Below are 20,682 nucleotides of genomic sequence, written 5' to 3'. Positions count from 1 at the left end.
ATTGGTTAAAACATCGCCCTTACACCCAAATTGTATGTTTTCAATAAGGGGTATTGTGCTCCTCTGCCATCGCCTAATTCCACATCCCACATCTTAAAATCGCTGATCGTAACTAAATTATACCCCATAAGAAAGATATTCAGATGAGGCACACCAATTTTAGTTAACCAAGGTCTATCCTTGAGGTCATAATTAATTTCGAGCGTTTGCAAGCGCAAAAAGGCCCCGTTTTTAACCCACCATGAACTTCCTTCATAGTTCATATTTTCATTACCATAAGTAACGCGGGGATAAAATGCTTCGGAATTAGGATTATCGGGTGACCAACGATCCGTAATTTGGGCCATGAGGTTCCCACGTCCGGCAAAGGTAAAGGGCCTGAAACCGTCGCCACTCAGCGAGATATCCACATTACTGATGCCTTTAAACCAGGCCGCTATCGACCAATTTTTCCAGGTTAAGGTGGGGCCAAAGCCATATACAATCTCGGGAATACTACCATAACCAATAGGTCCTTGATCATAGGAATCAATTTTACCATCACCATTTAGATCTTTATATTTAATATCTCCTGGTTTAGTCGTACCTACTTGATACGGGCTATTGGCTACTTCCTCTTCCGTTTGAAATAAACCCAATGCAGTATAACCAAATCGTTGTCCGTACTTACGACCAATACGCTGTTGCCATGGATAAGGCCAAGGCGCATTTGCATCATCAATTACCGTTGCTCGATTCCAGTTGATATTCCCTCTGAAACCAAAGCGAAAATCACTACCCAGCTGTTTATTAATCTCTAAGGTAGCATCAATACCCTTATTATTTACTGCTCCGAGATTGGCATAAGGCAAATTTGCTATTCCAATTATATTAGGTACATCGCCTCGCTGACGAAAAATACCAGTCCTTTTTTCTTGAAAGACATCGGCAGTAAGTGATATGGCATCATTCCACGTGCGCAACTCAATCCCTAGATTATACTTCGCAGCCTTCTCCCAGCTAACAGACACTGCATAATCACCAAAATTCAATCCATCGATATTATTGTTTATATCGTTCCTGCCATAACTATATCCGCCTTGGCCGGTTACTGTAGAAATGTAAGCAAAACGGCGCCCACCAATAGCACTGTTTCCCACCTCTCCATAAGAAAAGCGCAATTTCAGAAACGACAACGCGTTGCTCAGTGGTTCAAAGAATTTTTCCTGTGAAGCAATCCAGCCTAAACCAAAAGAAGGAAAAAATCCAAATTGATGACTGGGAGCAAAGGTTTCTGATCCGTTATAACCAAAATTCGCTTCTGCCAGGTACTTATTATCATAGGCATAAGTAGCCCTTCCGGCCAGCCCTAAGTAACGGTAAGGTATGGAACTGATAAAGTCATCAGCAAAAGCATCCACCCGATCCGACTGGTTATATAGCAACATTCCGGTGATATCATGTTTTCCAAAACTACGATTATAATTAATGGCTGCCTCCGTATAAAATTGCCTGGAGCCACCGTTTGACCGGCTATAACCCAGGTAGTTGGTACCAATTTGCATCTGTTCCAACACCAGGTTCCCCGCTTCGTCTCTACCGGTTGCCAAATAACTATCTACTGTCTTTGAACGCGCTATATTATGTTGGTTATTGTTATCGAAGGAAAACATGCCCGTTATAGAAAGTCCCTTGGCTAAAAAGTCTAGGTTTTGCGTTAGCCGGATATTACTCCATAGCTGACTTCTAAATTCCGTGGCATAACCCGATTGGGTGAGCATACTATAGGGGTTACCGATATCGCCTGTACGCATAAGTGAATGAGCCCCATTTGAATATTTTACCGGTATAGCGATTGGAGGGAGTGCATACGCTGCGTTAAAAATAGAGCCCGTTGAACTCCCTGGATAATTACCATTGCTGATCCACCCAGACGCTCCAAAATCTACTTTGGTTGTTTTAGTAACGTTTAAATTCAGGTTTGCCGTGAAGTTGTAACGCGTGAACTTCATCGATGAGTTATAATCAGCCAGTTCATCGGTTTTGAACATCCCCGTTTCATCGTAGTAGCCAACCGACAAATAGTACTGCGCTTTATCGGAACCTCCATTAGCATTGACGCGTGCCCGCCGGTTATGTCCGTATTTATTAAAGATAACATCAAACCAATCAACATTAGGGTATAGATCCGGATCTGAGCCGCTTGCTGTCTGTTCAATATACTCATCCGAGTAAAGGGGCATGCTATCCCCCGGATTACTGTTCCGGTAGGCTTCATTAGCCACTTTGAGATACGTAACACCATCAGCAAATGCAGGAAGCTTGGTAAATTGAGTCAATCCTTGATCGTATTGTACATTGATTGCCGTTTTTCCACTTCTTCCTTTTTTTGTTTCGATCAGAATCACACCATTCGCTCCGCGCACACCATAAACTGCCGTTGCTGATGCGTCTTTTAGGATGCTAAAATTAGCAATATCTTCCGGGTCAATATTATTGAATGTCCGTTCCACTCCATCGACCAATATTAAAGGAGAACTACTCGTGAAGGTAGAAATACCCCGGATATAAATTTCGGAGTTGTCATATCCGGCTTCACCACTGCGCTGTACTCCCACCACCCCAGCTATTCTACCGGCAATGAGATTGCTCAAATTAGCAACGGGCTGCTTCAGTTCTTCAGCGTTCACTGAGCTCTGCGCACCGATGGTTGTTAGCTTCTTTTGTTTTCCGTAACCCACCACCACTACTTCATTCATTTCGGATAATTGTGGCTTCAAAGTCGCATCAACTATTTTTCGATTATTGACCAGAATTTCCTGCTCTTCATAACCTACATAGCTAAAAACAAGAGTAGCCGTTGGGGCTGGTAAAGCGAGCTGATATACGCCTACAGAATCAGTGGTTGTACCAATTGTTGTTCCTTTAACCTGCACACTAACGCCGGGTAATGCTTCACCCTTCGTGTCGGTAACTTTACCACTGACCAAGTTCTGCTGTAAATTGAGTAGGCGATTTTCGTTAACCAACACGCTGATCGCCGAATGGGCGGCTGTGTGTTGGCCAAGCAATAGCATGGCTACAAAAAGCCACACTAGCCATTTAAATTTTCCATGGAAATGCTGCCCATGAAAAATTGTATATAGAAATATATACATTTGTCAAGGTTTAAAATTTATGGTTTATATTAGGGATTGTTCGATCGCTTAGTGCCTCTCTTTAAGCCTTTCATCCGGAAGTGTTCGTAGCACTTCCGGTATTCTTATCGTAGAGACCTATCTATAGTTTCTGTTAACACATAGAAACCAACCTCCTTTCTCTTGGTGTATTAGCTTTTTTATTTCGCCTTCATCTGTAAAACAAGCACTTGATTTTCCGGAACAACACGAAAAAACTTGGCTTCGTTTGTCGCCGTAAAAGAACCCTTTTCAGCTTTTAGCGCATAGTTCATTCCTTCAAACTGATACTCCAATCGTTGCGCGTGTATGGCTGTTAATGGGATTTTTTCCGGTATTGCTGCCTCCATATCAAGAAACCATTCCATAGGCTCGGTATTTCCGGCTAGTTTAATGGTAAATTGTTGTTCATTGATATCCATTTCCAATGTTCCTGTAGCGGAAGTTAATGGCCAAGAGATATGTAACAGTCCTTGCTTAGGGTTGGTAACTGTTGGTTTCCCTCCTTGTAATAAAATCTCTTTCCCGTTCACTTTGGCCTTAAATTTTAGTCCGGCAAACTGTTCCGCCTTGCTCCAAAGGTAGCCATCCACTACGGGAAGGGTGAAGAAAGCGCATTCATTAGACGTTGCTTTTTGTGTCGTATAGACGGATGGGAAATTTTCATCAAATAAGTGGATATCCCGAATACGGAGGGCACCATTCTCCCATAACAGGTTAAGCCGGTAAAAACGACTGTTAAACCACACGGTTTGCTGATTCTGCCCGTCGATATCTTCATTAACCGTAAAAGAGGTAGACGGTGTAACCTTAAAATGTTCTTTAAACCAGCGGCCCGAAGCCTCCATTGTTTCTACCTGCACCTTCCCTTCGTCGCGCAATTGTGCAATTCGGGGCATCTGGATTTCCAAGCCCTTGGCCATAGCATCCCAAGTGAAGGAATTCTCCTGACCCGCTTGCGTATAATTGAAGGCCATTGATTCACCGTTGACAAACGCTTTCAAATACCAATCTACCCAAGTAGCATCGCCCCCTGCTTTTGGGTAAACCGGTTCAAGCGTAATAACCCCCTGCCTGTCCGATTCTAATCCGGTATCGTATTGGCGAATGGGATCACTCCCCAGCATCCGGAAAATGGGTACTGGTAATTGATTTTTTGCGTGCTGAGCAGGCATATAGCTGTTGGTTCTACTGGGATAATACGCTTGGTTCCAATAGCCTCCCCAGAGCGTGTAACCATCGGTGCCGTATTGATCTTTGCAATTGCTGGAAGCCACGATATGGTATTTATCGTACATATAGTTTAGCGAATGTGCATCAATAAACCAAGAGCCGACCGATTTGGGGTAATACCCAAAGATCGCCTTAAAATCAGCCATATATACGTCAATGATCTTTTCCCGTTCTTCAGGTGTATAGCCGGTAGAAAATCCTACATCGGCATGCCAATCCCATGGATAACGTCCGCGCCATTTTAAGCCGGCCTTCTCAATCAACGGCTGTGGCAATTCCCACCAGGCACCTATTTCAAAACTATCTTGAGGTAAACTTTTCAGCAGTTTTTGGTAGCGGGAATCCATTAATGCATCGTATTGCAATAAGAATGTCCCTCCTAACCTATATTTTTTCATCAGCTCGACCTGCCGCACCACGGTCTGGTAGAGTACATCCTCCGTAATTTTCGGATCCCGTGGTTCGAGCAAGCGGATAAAATTGACGATATTAACGATCTTTGGTTTATCATCTGCATTCTCTGGTTTAGCTGTCATCGGATGTGCCTGTGAAAATAAACCCAGCGCGCTTAACATCATTATTCCCACAAGCTCCATCCAGCTACTTCTTTTCATTTTTTTTCTGTTCATTAAAAAAGGATTTCGATTCATATTTAATTCTTCCATACGATATGTTAGTATTTTAAAGCTACTTACCAACCGGGATTCTGCGTTAACGTATAACCATTCGTTGTGTAGAACGCCACTTCCTTCGTTGGCAAGGGTTGCCAATAATGTTTTGCCGGATCAAAAAGTCGTTTCGTTTCTACAATTAAAAATCCGTTAGCATCTACCCGATTTTGAAAATTCGGATCGCTATAGGGTGCACGTTTTTGCCAATCGGTTCCTTTAACTTTTATACCTTTTACATCCATTTTCATTTCCGTTTCCGCCGTTTTCCATCGGCGCAAGTCATCATAACGAAATCCCTCCAAAGCCAGTTCCACCGTTCTTTCCCTTCTAATTTCAGTACGCATATTTAGTCCATTTACCTGTACGAAAGCATTGGTCAGTACCGGCATATGCGCACGTTTTCGGATTAAATTAATCGACTGATCAAGCTCACCATCACTAATCTGTCCGTTCCGTTCAAATACTGCTTCTGCGTAACTTAATAAAATTTCTGCATATCGGATTAAATGCCGGTCATAATCAAAAAGACTTCCATCCCCTAAGCGGCCCGAGTTATTTGCCGTGGCATCTTCAGACATATATTTGTACAGAATATACCCCGTATTAAAATTCCGCTGTGGTTTGTCTGGCCAATTTTCGACTTTATTCACGGGATAAAATACTCTATTGGTAGCCGTCCCCGGGATAATCATAGTCATCGTCATCCGAGGATCCCGATCCTGAAACTCGGATGTGTACGTGTCATAGCCATGAAAAACAGAAGCACTATTCGTGATAGGAAGACCATTCTTATCTAAATATAGATCTACCAATTTACGTGTTGGATTATAGCCAGACTGGTCGTAGGCATAAGGTGCATCATGTCCCAGAATGTTCCGTTGGTATCTTCTATCCAAAATACACTCCGGCGAATCATCCCCCGCCTCCAGAAACAGGTAACGATAGCTTTGCTCTCCCTTACCGGTATAGAGTGCATATTGGCCACTTTCCATGATGTCCTTTGCGGCAGCAATGGCTTGATCGAGGTAGGTATTCGCATTGCCTTCAGACCAGAATTTTTGCCAGGTACCCTCCAATAAAGCTACCCGAACGATTAGCGCTAAAGCCGTACCTTGGGTAATCCGTCCGGCATCCACGTCAGCCAGCTCTTTCTGCTTAGGCAAATCCGCTTGCGCTTCATGCAGATCATTTAAAATAAAGTCGACCGTTTCCGTCCTGGTCGACCGTGGGGTAAAGGCTGCAGGATCATCCGTTGTCAGCACATGATCAATTAAGGGTACTCCGCCATAAATACGGAGCAGGCGGTAATAATACCAAGCCCTAAAAAATTTTGCTTCGGCCAGGTACCGTCTGATTTCCGCATCTTCTTTATCTGCACCTTTTTCGAGCATGTTATTCGCAGCCCGGATATATTGGTAACTGGTTGTCCATTGTCCCGAATTTTCCGTAGGCTGATAACTACCATTGCTAACGGCGTTCGGATCATTATAGGCAATATCCGATTCCGTATCTTCAAAACCAAAACGGTCTAAACCATTGTACAGGTTATTGGCGCCCAATTTAAAGTCATTGGCTGTCTTCCAGAAGGTTTCATCGGTAATCGTATCTTGCGATACCAAGTTAAGTTCCTTTTTACAAGCTGCGAGCAGAAATACGAGCAAGACAACCAGCATTGATTTTTTATGGTGTTGCATACCCCTCGTATATAGTTCTTTTTTATTAATCAATTTCATCGCTTCTTAAAATTTAACATTTAGACCGATTGAATACACTTTATTGAATGGGTAGGTACCTTCATTCCGCTTTCCATCTTCCGGATCAAAATTGCCCCCCAACGTTCCCTTAGAAAGGGTAAAAAGATCTTGCCCACTTACATAAATTCTTGCGCCTTTCATTTTGATTTTTTCGGCCAGTGCTGTTGGTAAATTATAACCCAGGGTGATCACTTTAAAGCGTAGATACGCGACGTTGTGCATAACCAGGGATGAGGTATGGTAATCGTAATTCCGGATCTCGTCATAGCCTAAATTGCCAGGTAAATAGCGTGGGTACGGTGCATCTGGTCGGTCGGAGCTCCAAGTTTGCTGGTAATAGTAGGCTAACGATGGCCAAAAGAATGTATTTGGCGTGCTGATATTGCTCTCGTACTGCACCGTCCGCTTACCTACACCTTGCAAGAAAACCGATAGGTCAAATTGTTTATACGCTGCGCTAATATTAGCCGAATAGGTATACCGGGGAGATAAATTACCTAAATAAAGCATATCACCCGCGAGGCCCTTTGTCTTATCGCCAAAAGCCGTCAGTTTACCATCGCCATCGCGGTCTTTATACATGGCGTCACCGATACCGATATTGGTTGGGATACCCGTCAACTGCTTATAGGCCTCCAACTGTTCCTGCGTTTTGATAATGCCCAGGTATTCATATCCAAAATAGGAGTTAATGGGATAACCCTGCCTGAACTGATTTAGTCCTTCCCCATAATTATCACTGTTCTTCAGCTCCACCAATTTATTGGTATTATCGCTCAGCATCAAGGAGATACTATAGCGAAAATCATCGCGTTGATCTTTCCAGGTTATGGCTGTCTCAAATCCTTTGGTCACCAATTTCCCTTGATTGGATGAAGGTGGTACACCACCATAGGTGGCTGGTACCGCAATATCCACCAACATATCGTCGTTTATTTTCTGGTAATAATCAAAGGAAAACGTCAGTTTTGTCCCAAGGACACCAAGGTCAATACCGGCATTTTTATTAATGATCGTTTCCCAAGTACGATCCTGCGAAGCTGTATTAGAACTTGCACCGGTTAGACCAGCATTCGGATTACCTAAGGGATAATTTCCTTCTACAGATACCAAAGGTATGTAATCATAAAGCCCCAATTCACCTATTTCCTGATTACCCATCTTTCCCCAGGATGCCCTGAGTTTTAACAAATCAATTACCCCCAGCGATTGGATAAATGATTCTTGAGAAAGGTTGTATGCTACGGCGACCGAGGGGAAAACAGCGCTCCAACGCTTGCTGGATGCAAATTTAGAACTTCCATCGGCACGGGCGGTTACATCCACAATTAATTTATCCCGAAAGGAGTAACTTAATCGACCAAAATAAGATGCTAAGGCCGAACTGCTTAAGCTTCCTGTAAAATTGGTATAGGCCGTCTTCGTTTTATCAGCGAGATTGAGGGTAAAGATATCATTGCTCAAAAAATGGTATCCCCAAGTAGTTTGCCCGTCGCCACTGTACTGTTCCAGCGAAGCACCCCCTGTTACATTAATGCGATGATCTGCGTTAAAGGCTTTATTATAATCGAAATATAGCTGATACAATTTATTCAATTTCTTTTCATTGGTGTAATAGGCCGAGTTGGGATCTTGTCGGACATCCTGTACTTCCCCGGCATAATTCCAGCGGGTAAAAGTCCGATAGTTCGCATTATCCTTATAGTAATCCATCATAAAGGCGACCTGTCCGGTAAGCTTCAACCCCTCCAAAACGTCGTAGTCAAGTTTAAAGTTTGTATTAAACCGAGAATAATCAATGTGCCGTTTACCTGTTTCAGCCAAGGTTTGGGCAGGATTTTCATACCCTTGATAACCATAGAATTGGCCTTGGGTATTGAACACCGGCTGGTAAGGAAATTGACGTGGTACATTGGTCAAGGCATTCTCTAAGTTACTCGGTTCTCGTGTTATTTGGCTTTCAAAGCTGGTACGGGTTTGCAAGCTTAATTTCTTCAACAGCTTGATATCATAATTGATACGGAAGTTATACCGATCTAGGTTATTTTCGCCAAATTTCAAATTTCCATTATCCCGGTTATACCCTAAGGAAACTAAATAACCGTTATTCTCACCACCTCCTGCGATAGCGAGGTTATGTAATTGTTGATCGGAAGTTTTATAAATCGCATTATTCCAATCGGTATAACCATAAAAAGCAGGAAAATTGGTTACCCCGTAATTCCACCCTTTATCCAATTCGGGCGCCGCGTTGGCTTTAATTTTTTCAAACACGGAGGCATCAAATCCGGGTTGACCAACAGCTCTCAATCCTTCGTCCATCATTTCCGCAAATTGTAGGGTGTTGGTGACCTTACGCAAGTAGGTTGGCGTCTTTCGTCCATAATTCAAGCTATACGTAATCTGTGGCGGTGCGTTCGTACCTTTTTTGGTGGTTACCAAAATTACACCATCGGCTGCACGGGCACCATAGATGGAGGCTGCTGCATCTTTTAATACGGTAATCTCTGCGATATCATTCGGGTTAATTACATTGAGATCACCCGGTATACCATCAATCATGACTAAAGGGGCATTGCCATTGATCGATGAATATCCACGTGTTTGTAGGTTATAGCCCTGACCACCTGGTTGCCCGCTTCCTCGGGTAATGGTAACCCCAGGTAAAGCACCCTGCAAGGCATCATAACTGTTGTTTAATGGTCGGTTTTCGAATACATCCGACTTCACCGATGAAATAGCGCCTGTGACTGTCCCCTTAGCCCGTGTACCGTATCCCACGACTACTACGTCTTCCAAGGTTGTTGTAAGTGGGGTCATTTTAACGTCTAAGCGGTTTCTTCCGTTAAGCGCAACGCGTTTTACTTGATAACCAATATAGGAAAACACCAATACTGGATTAGCTGATGAAACCGGCAGACGGTACCGGCCCTGCTCATCTGTCTTTGTACCGTTAGCTGTATTAATCACTGTGATATTTACATCAGGTAGCGATTCTCCACTAACACTATCCGTCACTAATCCGCTGACTATGTTTTGAGCGCTTTCTTTTACCTGTTTTTGCTCCTTTTTCGTGATCAAAACGGTATGTTTATTAATGCGGTAGGTAAGCGGTTGGTTTCTAAAACATAAGTCTAATACGGTCTCCAGACGTTCATTTTTGACGTCTAAGGTAACTGGAATAAAATCCTCGGTAGTGCTGTTATTATACAGGAAATCTAAATCCGTCTGCGTCTTTATTCGAGCAACAACTTCCGCTAGGGATGCATTTTGAAGCTTCAAGGATATCTGTTGAGCCAATGCTTCTGCGCTGAGTTGCACAATGGAAATAAACAATAAAAGTAATGTTAACTTCATTTTTAACAGACAATTGGACAGTGCACAATACTCCCTGTTGAATATAAATTCATTATTTTTTTTGTACATTTGATTATCGGGTTAATTAATTTGGTACACAATGGTTACTCGGTAGATCACTGATCGACTAAGGGCGGTTCCGACGCCCTTTGTTTTCGCAATCATCTTCTTGGTTAGTATTTGCCTTAAACACCTCCTTTCTTTTGTATCAAAATTGGTCAATCTATATAGTGATATGAATTCAGCGTGCCAATAAACGATTAGATACAACTACTTCCCTACCTTGCACACTAAAGCGGGCTGACCCAATCTGTTCTAGATTTTCCAGTATATGCTGCAAGTGCGCGTAACGCGAAAATGTACCACCAAACCGCTCTTTTTTATCCACTTGACTATAAACGACATCTACATTGTACCAACGGCTGATCACCTTCATAATACTATAGATATCTTGATTATCGAATACCATATATCCATTTTTCCACGAAACTACATCCTGTGCATTTACGGCCGTTATAGACATTTTTTTAGACATCAACCGTGTATTTGCTTGTTGCCCAGGTGTCAGAATGACAGACTCATCCGTGTTAAGGTCATGTACACGAACACTTCCGCTAATTAACGTCGTGCTGGTAAGCTGCTCATCCTTGTAACTTTTAACATTAACATGTGTACCCAGCACATTAATCTCCTGTTTACCGGTAACGACAATAAATGGTTGAGATTTATTCGCAGCTACTTCAAAATAGGCCTCTCCCGATAATTCAACCTTACGTTCATTGGTGGAATACTTCACGGGATAACGCAAAATGGTTGCCGCGTTCAACCAGACCTTTGTCCCATCGGGCAACATAACCTGATATTGCCCTCCCCTTGGCGTTTCGATAGTGTTATAAGCCAATTCTTCTGCATGCTGTGGAGCCCTCCCATTAGCTATACTATAGGTCAATAGGCTACTGTCAACTCGTGTCAACTTCATTCCATATTGATCCGGGATCCCGTGAGTTGTTGCATCGTCTAAGACAACTTGTTCACCATCAGCAAGTGTTAGGATCGCTTTATTACTACCCGGAAGAATTTGCGTTTTGTTAGATGCGACGGATGGTTTTTTGACATCGGTTTTAGGATAGACAAAAAATAACACAGCACCTGCAACGAATAACAAAACCGCAGCTGCAGCTAAGGGATACCAACGATTAATGGTTGGCAACGGCTCCTTCTCGTTGGCAAGTCTTTTCTGGAATCCTTCAAACAAGATATCGGATAGTTGTTCTTTTTCTTCCCGGCTCTTTATTTCCTGCTCAAATGCATGGTCACCATAATTTAATGAGCGATACCAGTCATCTAGTTCTTTTAATTCTTCTGCACTACATACCGATTTTTGATACCGTTCCAACAAATATTGAAGCCTATTTCTGTTCATATAGCCCGTGCCTTTTAGGATAAGACGAATAGGATATGGCTTACCGTTACTGGGTTATCATTTTTTTACACCAAGTAGCAAAAGCTTCTCTACTAGTTTTTTGAGAAATCAGAAGGAGGTAAATAACTGTTACTAAAAAAGCTAAAATGTTTTAACAAAACAAAAACAAAAAAATAAGCATCCACGTTTTTCTATAAAAGGGAATGGTTGTTTTTAAACGTCTTAACGCTTTTCGAATATGTTGTTCTACCGTATTTTCTGAAATTTTAAGCAAGTTTGCAATTTGTTTATTGGTCAGGTAATCTTGACGGCTTAGTTTAAATACATCTCTGCATTGAGGGGGTAGCTTCTCAATTTGTTCGAATACTAATTGAATGGATTCTTTCGCCTCTAGGTTTACCGAAGTTGAATAATCTTCATCACGGAATAGGTGTGTTAATTGGTCTTCATATTTATGTTGAACGAGTAGTCGGCGCGTGTCATCGAGGATTTTGTTTTTTAGGATAGTACGTAAGTACGCCGATAGGCAAGAAATCTTATCCGCGGTAGACCGATGCTTAAACAATACAACAAAAACATCTTGAACGAGATCTTCTGCTTTTTGACGATTGCCTGTCTTTTTAACGGCTAAGGCTAACAACCGCAAAGCATACCGTTTATAGATGATCTCAAAAGCGTGGTCATTGCCCTGCTGCCATGATAAAATAAGCTTTGAATCGCTAACTTCCACTCGTTTTAATTTGATTTAGAAAATAAGCGCCATTAGTATTATCAGCTGTTCTTTATTATCTTAAGCTAGGTAACGGAATCGTGTTATAATGGCTAATAGCGAAGCTAAATATTTCATAGCGACCAACTGTCCTGCGCTATCATGCTTGACGTATTATGCTATAGGTTTCAAAAGAAACTTAGTAGCTCGTTTCACTTGGTGAGTAAGCGTAAGTACGCCTTCATCAACAGTTACGGTATTGATCCGTTTACCATTAATCCATAACTGATAACGCGCGCCCTTCGGTAAATCATTCCAGGTAAATTGATAATTCCCTGGTGCTAAAGCTTCCCAGGATATGGCCTCTTCCTTCCAAGGCGCGACTACTAAATCAACGGTTTTACCTGTTTTTTCTCGAACCGTTAGCCTACGCTCGGTCTGATTTTGCGGATAAAAAACAATCCCTTCTTTGGTCTTTGCAATACCAAAATGCTCTTGACTTTTTACAGCGAAACCATCCCCTTTTACCGAATAACTATTGGTATGAAGCGTCAGTTGGTAGGTAGTACCTCGTAGCTTATAGTTAAAGGTAGTACCATCGAGTTCGGGTGTAAGATGTGGTTCGATCCCTAATCTATCCCATGAGGGCCTAACACCATAAATATCGCGATATAAGCCCGTGATAGTCGTGCAAATTCCCGATAAGATATCACTTCCTTCACCCTTTTGGCTTACCCGATTATATCGTTGAGAAGATAAGCCATCCTTATTATATTGTGCTAATAGTTTATGAATATAGTTTAAGGCGATTGTTTTATCATAGGCAGCATATGCCCGAATTCCTAAATATCCCCAAGTCGGAAAAATATCTCCATTTTCGTACATGGGAAAAGGCCAGTTGCCGCCGCTCACTTCCGCGCGCTGAAAAGAATCGAAACATAAAGGCCAATGAAACAACCGCTCTGCCTGAGTTCTTTTTTCTACCTGATCTAAAATCAAGGCGATACGTTTTGGATCATCACAGATACCGAACGCTATCGCTGCAAAATTCACCGGTGTAACCAGATTATCACCATGAATGGAGCCATCCTTGTCTCGCCAGTATACATATTGTTGTTTTGTTTCCGACCAAAATCCTCCCTTCTCTACGGGCTTGTTGAAGGCTTCTTTTAAGCGTGCAGCAACCGTCGCATAATAGGTCGCCTTTTGTGGGTTGTTCAAAACCTGCTCGCATGTCGACCAAAGTGTTAAGGCTTCGTATAGTTGCGCGTTGACAAATGCATTCTCATAGCTCGCCCAAACGATATCCAACCAATCACTCGCTTTTTCTTCCGCGATCGTATTATTCATCATTTCGAAAATCCCGTTATGATCGCTATCTCTTTTGATCAACCAATCTAGGGCTTTTTCACAGCTCGCTTGGTGCGAACGGAGCCAATCCCGATCACCATTCAAGGCAAATAATTCACTGGTATTGATAATATATCCTGTTTGCGAATCGATGGTGTAACCCCATTTAGCCTCATAATAGCCGGTTTTCGTGTTATACGTCCCGGGTATTTCATCGCCAGGAACATCATGCCAGCGTGATAAAACTCGACCATCAGTCGATACGGCTTCATCTCGTTCCTGATCTAGGGTAGCTGCTAAATTTTTAGTATAGTTATCGTCATTAAGCGCCAGCGCGATCTGAGCAAAAAAAGGTTCATGCAGGCATTTCCAATTGGTTAGCCAACCATTGGCCCCAACAATGGCATTATCCACGACGCCGTATCGTGCCGTCGTATTCATTAATTCCCTTACGGCTACCGCATCTATGCCTGCTAGCTTACCGCGGGAGTAAACTTCGTCATAATCAACATAGCTTAAGTTTAAACTTAACTTTACTGTCCCTTTACTGACCGGAAAAGGGGCAAAAACGTTCGATTTTTGGGAAACAAAACGGCTCAGGTGATAACGTTGCTGCAACGGTTGATCGGTGACCGATTGCGTGCAGGTAAATGCCCCTTGAGTATTATGAGAATAAGCAGCGGCAACAGCTTTCCCATCGCTTGCATTTGCGTCTATTTTAAAACCATCGCCCGTGTCTGGATTCCAAAAGGTTACACCTCCGGTATGTACTCCATAGGTATCGTTTACTTGGTTCAGGTATTTACACCAGACCATACCGCCATTATCCATAATGCCGCCTTTCCAAATGGAAAGATCGGTAAAATTCCACGTAGGAAAAGCTGTTTCTTCCAACGTTGCCTCGTTTTGATAGGTACGGATAATATCCCAACGTATAGCTCCATTCTGAACGATGAAATGCCATTCCTCATTCACGTTGATGTCGTCATTGCCGTAAACAATACCACGTAAGATGAGGCTGTTTTCCCGTTCTGAGAGCTGAACAGGGGAAGCATCATGCGATGAAAAAGAATCTCCATTTGCTGTTGTAACACCTGTATACGCACCAGCATTTGATAATACCGGTTTGCCCTTGATATACACTTGTTTCAGAACACAACCTTGGGCATAATCGATGTCGAGTGACAATTGTTGATCAGGCACCGTCATATGAACGATTTTAGTCGCACGATCATGTTTAACATAGGGAGATTGCTGGGCACGGCAAAAATTAGTATAAAATAGCAGAAAAGAAAAAATAATAACGTTAACAGTAGCAGACATTTATAATGGTGTTTGATTTAGTCGCCAAAGATAACGGTCATTGGTTAAGTATCTTTATCAGAATAGGCATTTTGTTTGTACTTTTTGATATTTTTCTTAGAACCTATTTGAATTTAATCAAAAATCATGAATAAGACGTTAGATTGCTTCATCGTATCTACTCGTAATGCCTTACTAAGGAGTGTTACGCTTCTCTTTTTGTACCATTTCTTCGTGAATGCGTTCATAATGAGGTAGGTTTTTCTTATAGGCTTCCAAATCCCATGTAAAATCAAAAAATTGAACGTATTCGGCCATTGGCTGCAATCCCACTTCCTTCCGCCGTTCATCCACATGATCTGGATCAATCAAGGGAGCAACAAATTGTTCTTTTGTCTGTGGATCGCGAAAAATTTGACTACCATAGGTTTGCTTTCTTCCCTCCCGCAGATCAATGCGATCCTTTAGCAGCGCAAAATTCGCCGGGTCCAGTTCTTTTTTGACAACCGCCTCCTGCAAAAGTGGTAAATATTTTTGCTGCGTCTTCAAATCGGCATGCTGAATCACTAAAAATAAGGTTTGGGTTCCTTTTTCTCCCACAACAGTTGGCCCCAGCCAACCCTTTGTATCCAATATTTCCCGCACGGCTACTAAATTAAGTGAATCAACCGTCTTAAATTTTTCGGCCAATGCCTTAAATTCCGGAGCATCCGAACCAAACTGTTTATACACAGAATCGGCTTGCCAACGGATACGCTGGTCTTGCTCAAAAATACTATCCAGCTTAGCAACTAGCGGCTTATCGTAATCCTTTTCCTTTTCATCTTTATACTTCTTTACCAGAGCCAACACTTCCGGCCAACGTTTATCTTGATAGAGAGATTGTAAATCCGTATCCTGACGAAGATGATCAAGATTCGTAAAATGGCCTGAGGCAGCAATTCGATTCAAGTGATAAAAAGCAGAATCAGGTTCATTTGCCATAGCCCAGGAACAAGCGGCATTATATCGGTCGTCTATGGTTCCCTTGTCTCCAATAGATGCGAAAGCTTCGCTATATTTAAGAGCAGAGGATCGGTATTCCTTTTGTTGATAAAGCGTTTCGGCCTGCTTCTTGAAACCATCATAGTCCTGTTGAGCTTGTTGTGCTCCTACAAGTAAAAAACTAACCTGAAATAGTAATGCTAACCAATAGTTTTTCATTAGCTCAAATTTACGTTTTGAAAAAAGCAAATTACAAAAACAAGCTGCAAATACAAAATGGCGTGCATCGGATAAATTACTATAAATCAGGGAGACCTGAGCTTTTTATATGAAAAGGAAATCGGACAAAAAATAACATTTATTGAAAAAAGGCCTCCATCTGGTAAATAATTGTGTATATTGAGCATCATAAAAGACTACCATTTTTAAACGCACTATACACAAACATTCCTTATAACAAAAAGATCAATACCTTAAAGAAGTATAATCAAAAAAGAAATTAATTTATAAACTAAGTTATGAAAGCGCTTTCCATGATCTGGCCAATGGCCACTTTAATTTTTGTATCTTGTTTTTCACGAGAGGCATCGGATGACAAAACTACAGATAAGGCACAACAAGCGCGTCCGGTGGTTATTTCAGTGTCCTTAAAACCTGGTGAAGAACTTAAATTGATGGTTCCCGCTAAATATAACGGAAAATTTCATTTTAAAAACAGTTCCCGGAAAGATACGGTTATCACCGAAAGAGTAGTGCTAGATAAGCCCTTATTTTTGGATTACAACAACATTTATGTGCTCCAGCAAGGTACGCTATCGCGTACCTATTCCTTATTATTAAGCCCTGGAGATAGTATAATATTAAAGAAAGAAGAAGGTGCTCTTTCGTTGTCGTACGCGTCTGGATTTCCGAATTTCATCGACAGCTTGATTACGCTATCACAAGATCAGAATTTGAAAGCGATGGACTTAAGTGAAACAATACAACAGATCGAAGCTTCTTTTAAACAAAATGAAGTTGCCATTCGCAACCTCCATCTACCCGAAACACGAAAGGATTTGTTGACTAAGCTGAACAGCAAAAACAAATATGCATTAACTGCCCATTTATTGGCAGATTCTGCGATGACGGTTACCAAAACAACTGACAGCCTTTATGACGACCTGTATGAGCATGCAGACGATATCCGCTCTATTGATGCATTGCATAATCAGTGGATTTTTGGAACACTCATTGCATACAACGCAAAAAAGCAAAACAAGAACATTGATAAACGCGATGTTTGGGCTTGTATTGTCGGAGCAGACCAACAACTAAAACAAAGGGATTTTTATAAGGAATATGTAGCCAACTGTGTTGCATGGAGCTTTATGAGTACGCCAAAGGACATCGAAGCAATCAAACGGAAACTGCAAAGCGTACATACACAGGATCCTTATCTCGATACGATCTATCAGCTTACAAGCATCTTATCGGGAACCTTCACCGATTTCAAACAGGCAAAAAAAAAGCTGACAACATTTGCCGGAGGTCGTTACCGATATTTGATCGAAAGTGATGAAGCGTCTGCAAACCACGAAATGAAAAGCATCGCTAATTTGCCGCCGGTTGATCTGTATGATTTCACTGGAAAACAAACGGATTTCAAACGCACTGTTACCGATAAAAATCAGCCGCTGACCGTAATTGATTTCTGGGCAAGCTGGTGTATTCCCTGTATTGCAGAGATCCCTCATCTAAAAAAGATAGAACGTGCATTTAAAAATAAGCCCATTCAATTTGTAACGATCAGCATCGATAAAGAAGCGGATATAGCTAAATGGATTGCTGTAGCCAAAAAGAACGGCATTTATAATAGTCCCCACCAATATCGATTGGCTAACTTTAAGGAATCTGCTTTAACCAAGTTGCTTAACATCAGAAACATCCCCCGGTATATCGTCATGAATAACAAGGGAGATATTTTGGACGATGATTTCTATAGACCCAGCAATGGCAATTTTGAGTTAGAATTGTTGAAATATATGGAATAGGAAGTACCTACTTATTGTCCAAGTTCGGATAGTGATGAAAGATTAGTGCCCGAGCGTCTTTCGACAACGAATCAAGCGGTATCGGTTTGTCTTGTGCGCGTGTTTGTTTTTGATTGATTTCTCCTAACAGGCTCCATTTGCGGGTCATTTCTGCTGGTTCCTTTGCAGGGAGCGTATAATTTGTAAAGTCAATCACCTTTTCTGATTCCGGATCTCCAACTGTTCGAAGTAGAGCTAAACGAAAATCTTTATTCATAAACCACCTGATTTCCTTATCAGCGTCAGAACCGCCAATGCCAGAGCCATTTTCGATAAAGACATAATTAAAGTGGTTATTCTTATAGTGTTTTCGCCAGATCAGACCAAACTCTCCCTGAGTGATCATTTTGGTGTCAGGCCAGCGTTTTTTAATCTGACTCAGCCACATTCTCAGATATTCAGCATCATAAGGAAGACTTAATTCCCAACAATTTGTTACCCATGCGAACTTATTCAGTTCGAATCCTTGATCAAAATGAATCGCTGTAGCATGCATCATCTGTTTCAGCCCAATTTCAGGTCCGTATTTACCGATGGTCTCTATAGGCCCCACGCTTAACCTACTGTTGAAGCCGTCAGCAAACCCAGCTCTTCGCGCAGCGAGAAAATCAACAGACCAACCATCTAGGTTCACACAGTCTATGAAGTCAGCGCTATTTTGAGCAGGTTTACAAAAATGCTCTTTAGAGGGATAGAAAGGATAGGATACTGAACCGTCGCCATCCTGATTGTCTATACTAAATTGGCTCCATATATTACCTTGACAGACGTGAATGTGCTCCTTTTCTGCCAGATACTGTTGATTTTCGGACGACAGGAAACCCGCTACGATACTTTTGGGTCTATAGCCGTTACCCACCATCTTCGTTATCAGATTCAAAGCATTATGGATGTCTTTATTGACCTGCTCTGTTGTGTTATAGGCATTTGCAAAGTAAGCACCAGGAATAAAAGTGATCTCATCGCCATACTTTTTCAGGTAGCTAACCACCAACTTCCTAATCTCCCTGTAATTTGCAGTAGTATCGTTCAGTGCCAGCCAGCTAAATGCCCAAGTCATTTTTCCGCCCGGAAAACCTTCAGCTACAGCACGACGGAAAGCCTCCACTTTAGCTGGTGTATGCAAGGCCCGTTCATCTTCACCGACGTTCCTAGTTCTTGAGACTTCGATTTGATTAACCCTAATCACCGTATTAAATGTTAGGTATCGATGTCCCATTAGCCCAGTATTTGTTTTTTTAACGGTTTGTCCAACAGCTGATGATGCCAAGATGAACAGGGAGAGTATGGTATGAAATACTTTTTTATACATACGAGCGTGTTTTTTGAACATTTGATATACGATTACCACCAATGGTCTCACATTAAATGGTATAACTTTATTTAAAATAGTTGCGTTTAATACCTCCAGTTGTTCTGAATGAGCCAACTATCGCAACATGAATTAATTGCGGTAAATGTAGCGTTATAAAAACCTAAAGAAAATGTTTCTTTTTACGAATATGATGGATTTTAATACGATGCATATAGCATAAAAGATACGTTATTAAATTAATCAAACTTTATGTTTGAGAACATATGGCTTACTTTCTGACCTGATTTTCCGGCGGTATTCACTAGGCGAATTACCGATCAACCTTGTAAATACTCGTGTAAAATAATATTGGTCGTCAATACCTAAATTTTTTGCAATCGCCTTGATCGACTGATCTGTAAATGACAGATACTGGCATGCCTTTTGGATTTTTAATTGATTAAAATACTCTACGGGGGAATAACCCGTCTTAATCTTGAAAATCGCTGAAAAATGCGACCGAGATAATTTTGCATAGTCAGCGAATTCGCTTAGTCGAAACTTTTTTTCAACATGACTATTCATAAATTTGATCGTATGAGCGATTGGATCCTTTTCGACATCGGTGACTGTTTTATAAAGTTTGTCTTCATAAATTAAGGAGGTCAAGAAATGAGAAAAGATCATATTCACATATCGTAGGTTATCTTCGCCGTAGCCGTATTCCATACTATCGCAAATATGTTGAAACAGCTTGATACGACTTTCACTGAAAGATAGGTATGGTTTCTCATTTTTCGAATTTCTCAATATCAGATCCACTATGAAGGAGGCGATCTCTCCTTTAAAATGTACCCAGTATATCGTCCATGGTCGATCTGGGTGGGCAGCATATTGGTGAGGCATATTTGCAGGAATAGTAATAAGTTGCGACGGAGATATTTCTATTCTTTTTCGATCAATTTCAAACCATCCGTATCCGTCGGTACAATAAATTATGATATGCTGATCGATACCATGGGGGCGTGCTACATAATGGTGTCTAGCTTTTGGATAATACCCAATATCAGTGATAAATATCTGTTTGGTAACCGGATCCGTTTTTAAAAAATTCGAGGTTACTTTTTTGGGAACCACGAGGAGCCGTTGCCCCTCAAAGCCTTCCCGGCGTTTTATCCTAGCCATTTGCAAAGTCAATAATAGTTTAAATGATTAGCTGACCATCCTCGACAATATTATAAAAAAAGAATTTTGTACACGAAAAACTATAAAAAAATTCACTAGTGTCCGGAAAAAAATAAAAAGGAGCAGTAGAAATTAATCAGACTGCTCCAGGATTTATACTTTTGAGTTGCGACAAAAAAGTATGAACAAAAGT

Annotated in this window: 11 protein-coding genes; 1 reads left to right on the top strand and 10 read right to left on the bottom strand. The window is 41.5% G+C overall.

The features are described 5' to 3' along the window. Positions 1–5: 5 nt before the first annotated feature. The 8 genes from ABD930_RS09635 to ABD930_RS09600 form a co-directional block, all read right to left on the bottom strand. Positions 6–3,137 carry a SusC/RagA family TonB-linked outer membrane protein gene (locus ABD930_RS09635; RefSeq protein WP_345231500.1) on the bottom strand — a complete coding sequence of 1,044 codons (3,132 nt, stop codon included), beginning with the start codon at positions 3,135–3,137 and terminating at the stop codon, positions 6–8. 179 nt (positions 3,138–3,316) lie between these two features. Continuing rightward, positions 3,317–5,002, bottom strand: a complete 1,686-nt coding sequence (locus tag ABD930_RS09630; RefSeq protein WP_345231499.1) for a hypothetical protein — start codon at positions 5,000–5,002, stop codon at positions 3,317–3,319. Positions 5,003–5,079: 77 nt separating this feature from the next. Then, positions 5,080–6,792 (bottom strand): RagB/SusD family nutrient uptake outer membrane protein, encoded by a 1,713-nt coding sequence (locus ABD930_RS09625; protein WP_345231498.1) that lies wholly within the window; start codon positions 6,790–6,792, stop codon positions 5,080–5,082. Positions 6,793–6,798: 6 nt separating this feature from the next. Then, on the bottom strand, positions 6,799–10,170 hold the full coding sequence (locus ABD930_RS09620; protein ID WP_345231497.1) for a TonB-dependent receptor: 3,372 nt from the start codon (positions 10,168–10,170) through the stop codon (positions 6,799–6,801). Positions 10,171–10,411: 241 nt separating this feature from the next. Further along, on the bottom strand, positions 10,412–11,593 hold the full coding sequence (locus tag ABD930_RS09615; RefSeq protein WP_345231496.1) for a FecR family protein: 1,182 nt from the start codon (positions 11,591–11,593) through the stop codon (positions 10,412–10,414). 151 nt (positions 11,594–11,744) lie between these two features. Then, positions 11,745–12,323, bottom strand: coding sequence for an RNA polymerase sigma factor (locus tag ABD930_RS09610; RefSeq protein ID WP_345231495.1), 579 nt, complete (start codon positions 12,321–12,323; stop codon positions 11,745–11,747). Between the two features lie 153 nt (positions 12,324–12,476). Continuing rightward, the gene (locus ABD930_RS09605) at positions 12,477–14,975 is read right to left on the bottom strand and encodes an alpha-L-rhamnosidase-related protein (protein WP_345231494.1); all 2,499 of its coding nucleotides are present in this window, start codon (positions 14,973–14,975) and stop codon (positions 12,477–12,479) included. Between the two features lie 174 nt (positions 14,976–15,149). Further along, positions 15,150–16,157, bottom strand: coding sequence for a DUF6624 domain-containing protein (locus ABD930_RS09600; protein WP_345231493.1), 1,008 nt, complete (start codon positions 16,155–16,157; stop codon positions 15,150–15,152). A gap of 299 nt (positions 16,158–16,456) precedes the next feature. On the opposite strand from ABD930_RS09600, the gene ABD930_RS09595 reads away from it, so the two are divergent. After that, on the top strand, positions 16,457–17,971 hold the full coding sequence (locus ABD930_RS09595; RefSeq protein WP_345231492.1) for a TlpA family protein disulfide reductase: 1,515 nt from the start codon (positions 16,457–16,459) through the stop codon (positions 17,969–17,971). Between the two features lie 7 nt (positions 17,972–17,978). On the opposite strand, the gene ABD930_RS09590 is transcribed toward ABD930_RS09595, so the two are convergent. Next, positions 17,979–19,322, bottom strand: a complete 1,344-nt coding sequence (locus ABD930_RS09590) for a DUF3863 domain-containing protein (RefSeq protein WP_345231491.1) — start codon at positions 19,320–19,322, stop codon at positions 17,979–17,981. A 243-nt stretch (positions 19,323–19,565) separates the two neighbouring features. Continuing rightward, positions 19,566–20,489, bottom strand: coding sequence for an AraC family transcriptional regulator (locus ABD930_RS09585; RefSeq protein WP_345231490.1), 924 nt, complete (start codon positions 20,487–20,489; stop codon positions 19,566–19,568). Positions 20,490–20,682: the final 193 nt, after the last annotated feature.

The sequence above is a fragment of the Olivibacter ginsenosidimutans genome, assembly GCF_039542865.1.
Taxonomy (GTDB): Bacteria; Bacteroidota; Bacteroidia; order Sphingobacteriales; family Sphingobacteriaceae; genus Olivibacter; species Olivibacter ginsenosidimutans.
Note: the sequence above shows the minus strand (reverse complement) of the source record. Positions and strands in the feature narration are given on the sequence as shown.

Bases quoted from the DNA above. Each gene is read 5' to 3' on its own strand.
- ABD930_RS09605 (WP_345231494.1), bottom strand. From the start codon at position 14,975: ATGTCTGCTACTGTTAACGTTATTATTTTTTCTTTTCTGCTATTTTAT.
- ABD930_RS09635 (WP_345231500.1), bottom strand. From the start codon at position 3,137: ATGTATATATTTCTATATACAATTTTTCATGGGCAGCATTTCCATGGA.
- ABD930_RS09615 (WP_345231496.1), bottom strand. From the start codon at position 11,593: ATGAACAGAAATAGGCTTCAATATTTGTTGGAACGGTATCAAAAATCG.
- ABD930_RS09600 (WP_345231493.1), bottom strand. From the start codon at position 16,157: ATGAAAAACTATTGGTTAGCATTACTATTTCAGGTTAGTTTTTTACTT.
- ABD930_RS09590 (WP_345231491.1), bottom strand. From the start codon at position 19,322: ATGTATAAAAAAGTATTTCATACCATACTCTCCCTGTTCATCTTGGCA.
- ABD930_RS09585 (WP_345231490.1), bottom strand. From the start codon at position 20,489: ATGGCTAGGATAAAACGCCGGGAAGGCTTTGAGGGGCAACGGCTCCTC.
- ABD930_RS09625 (WP_345231498.1), bottom strand. From the start codon at position 6,792: ATGAAATTGATTAATAAAAAAGAACTATATACGAGGGGTATGCAACAC.
- ABD930_RS09620 (WP_345231497.1), bottom strand. From the start codon at position 10,170: ATGAAGTTAACATTACTTTTATTGTTTATTTCCATTGTGCAACTCAGC.
- ABD930_RS09595 (WP_345231492.1), top strand. From the start codon at position 16,457: ATGAAAGCGCTTTCCATGATCTGGCCAATGGCCACTTTAATTTTTGTA.
- ABD930_RS09630 (WP_345231499.1), bottom strand. From the start codon at position 5,002: ATGAAAAGAAGTAGCTGGATGGAGCTTGTGGGAATAATGATGTTAAGC.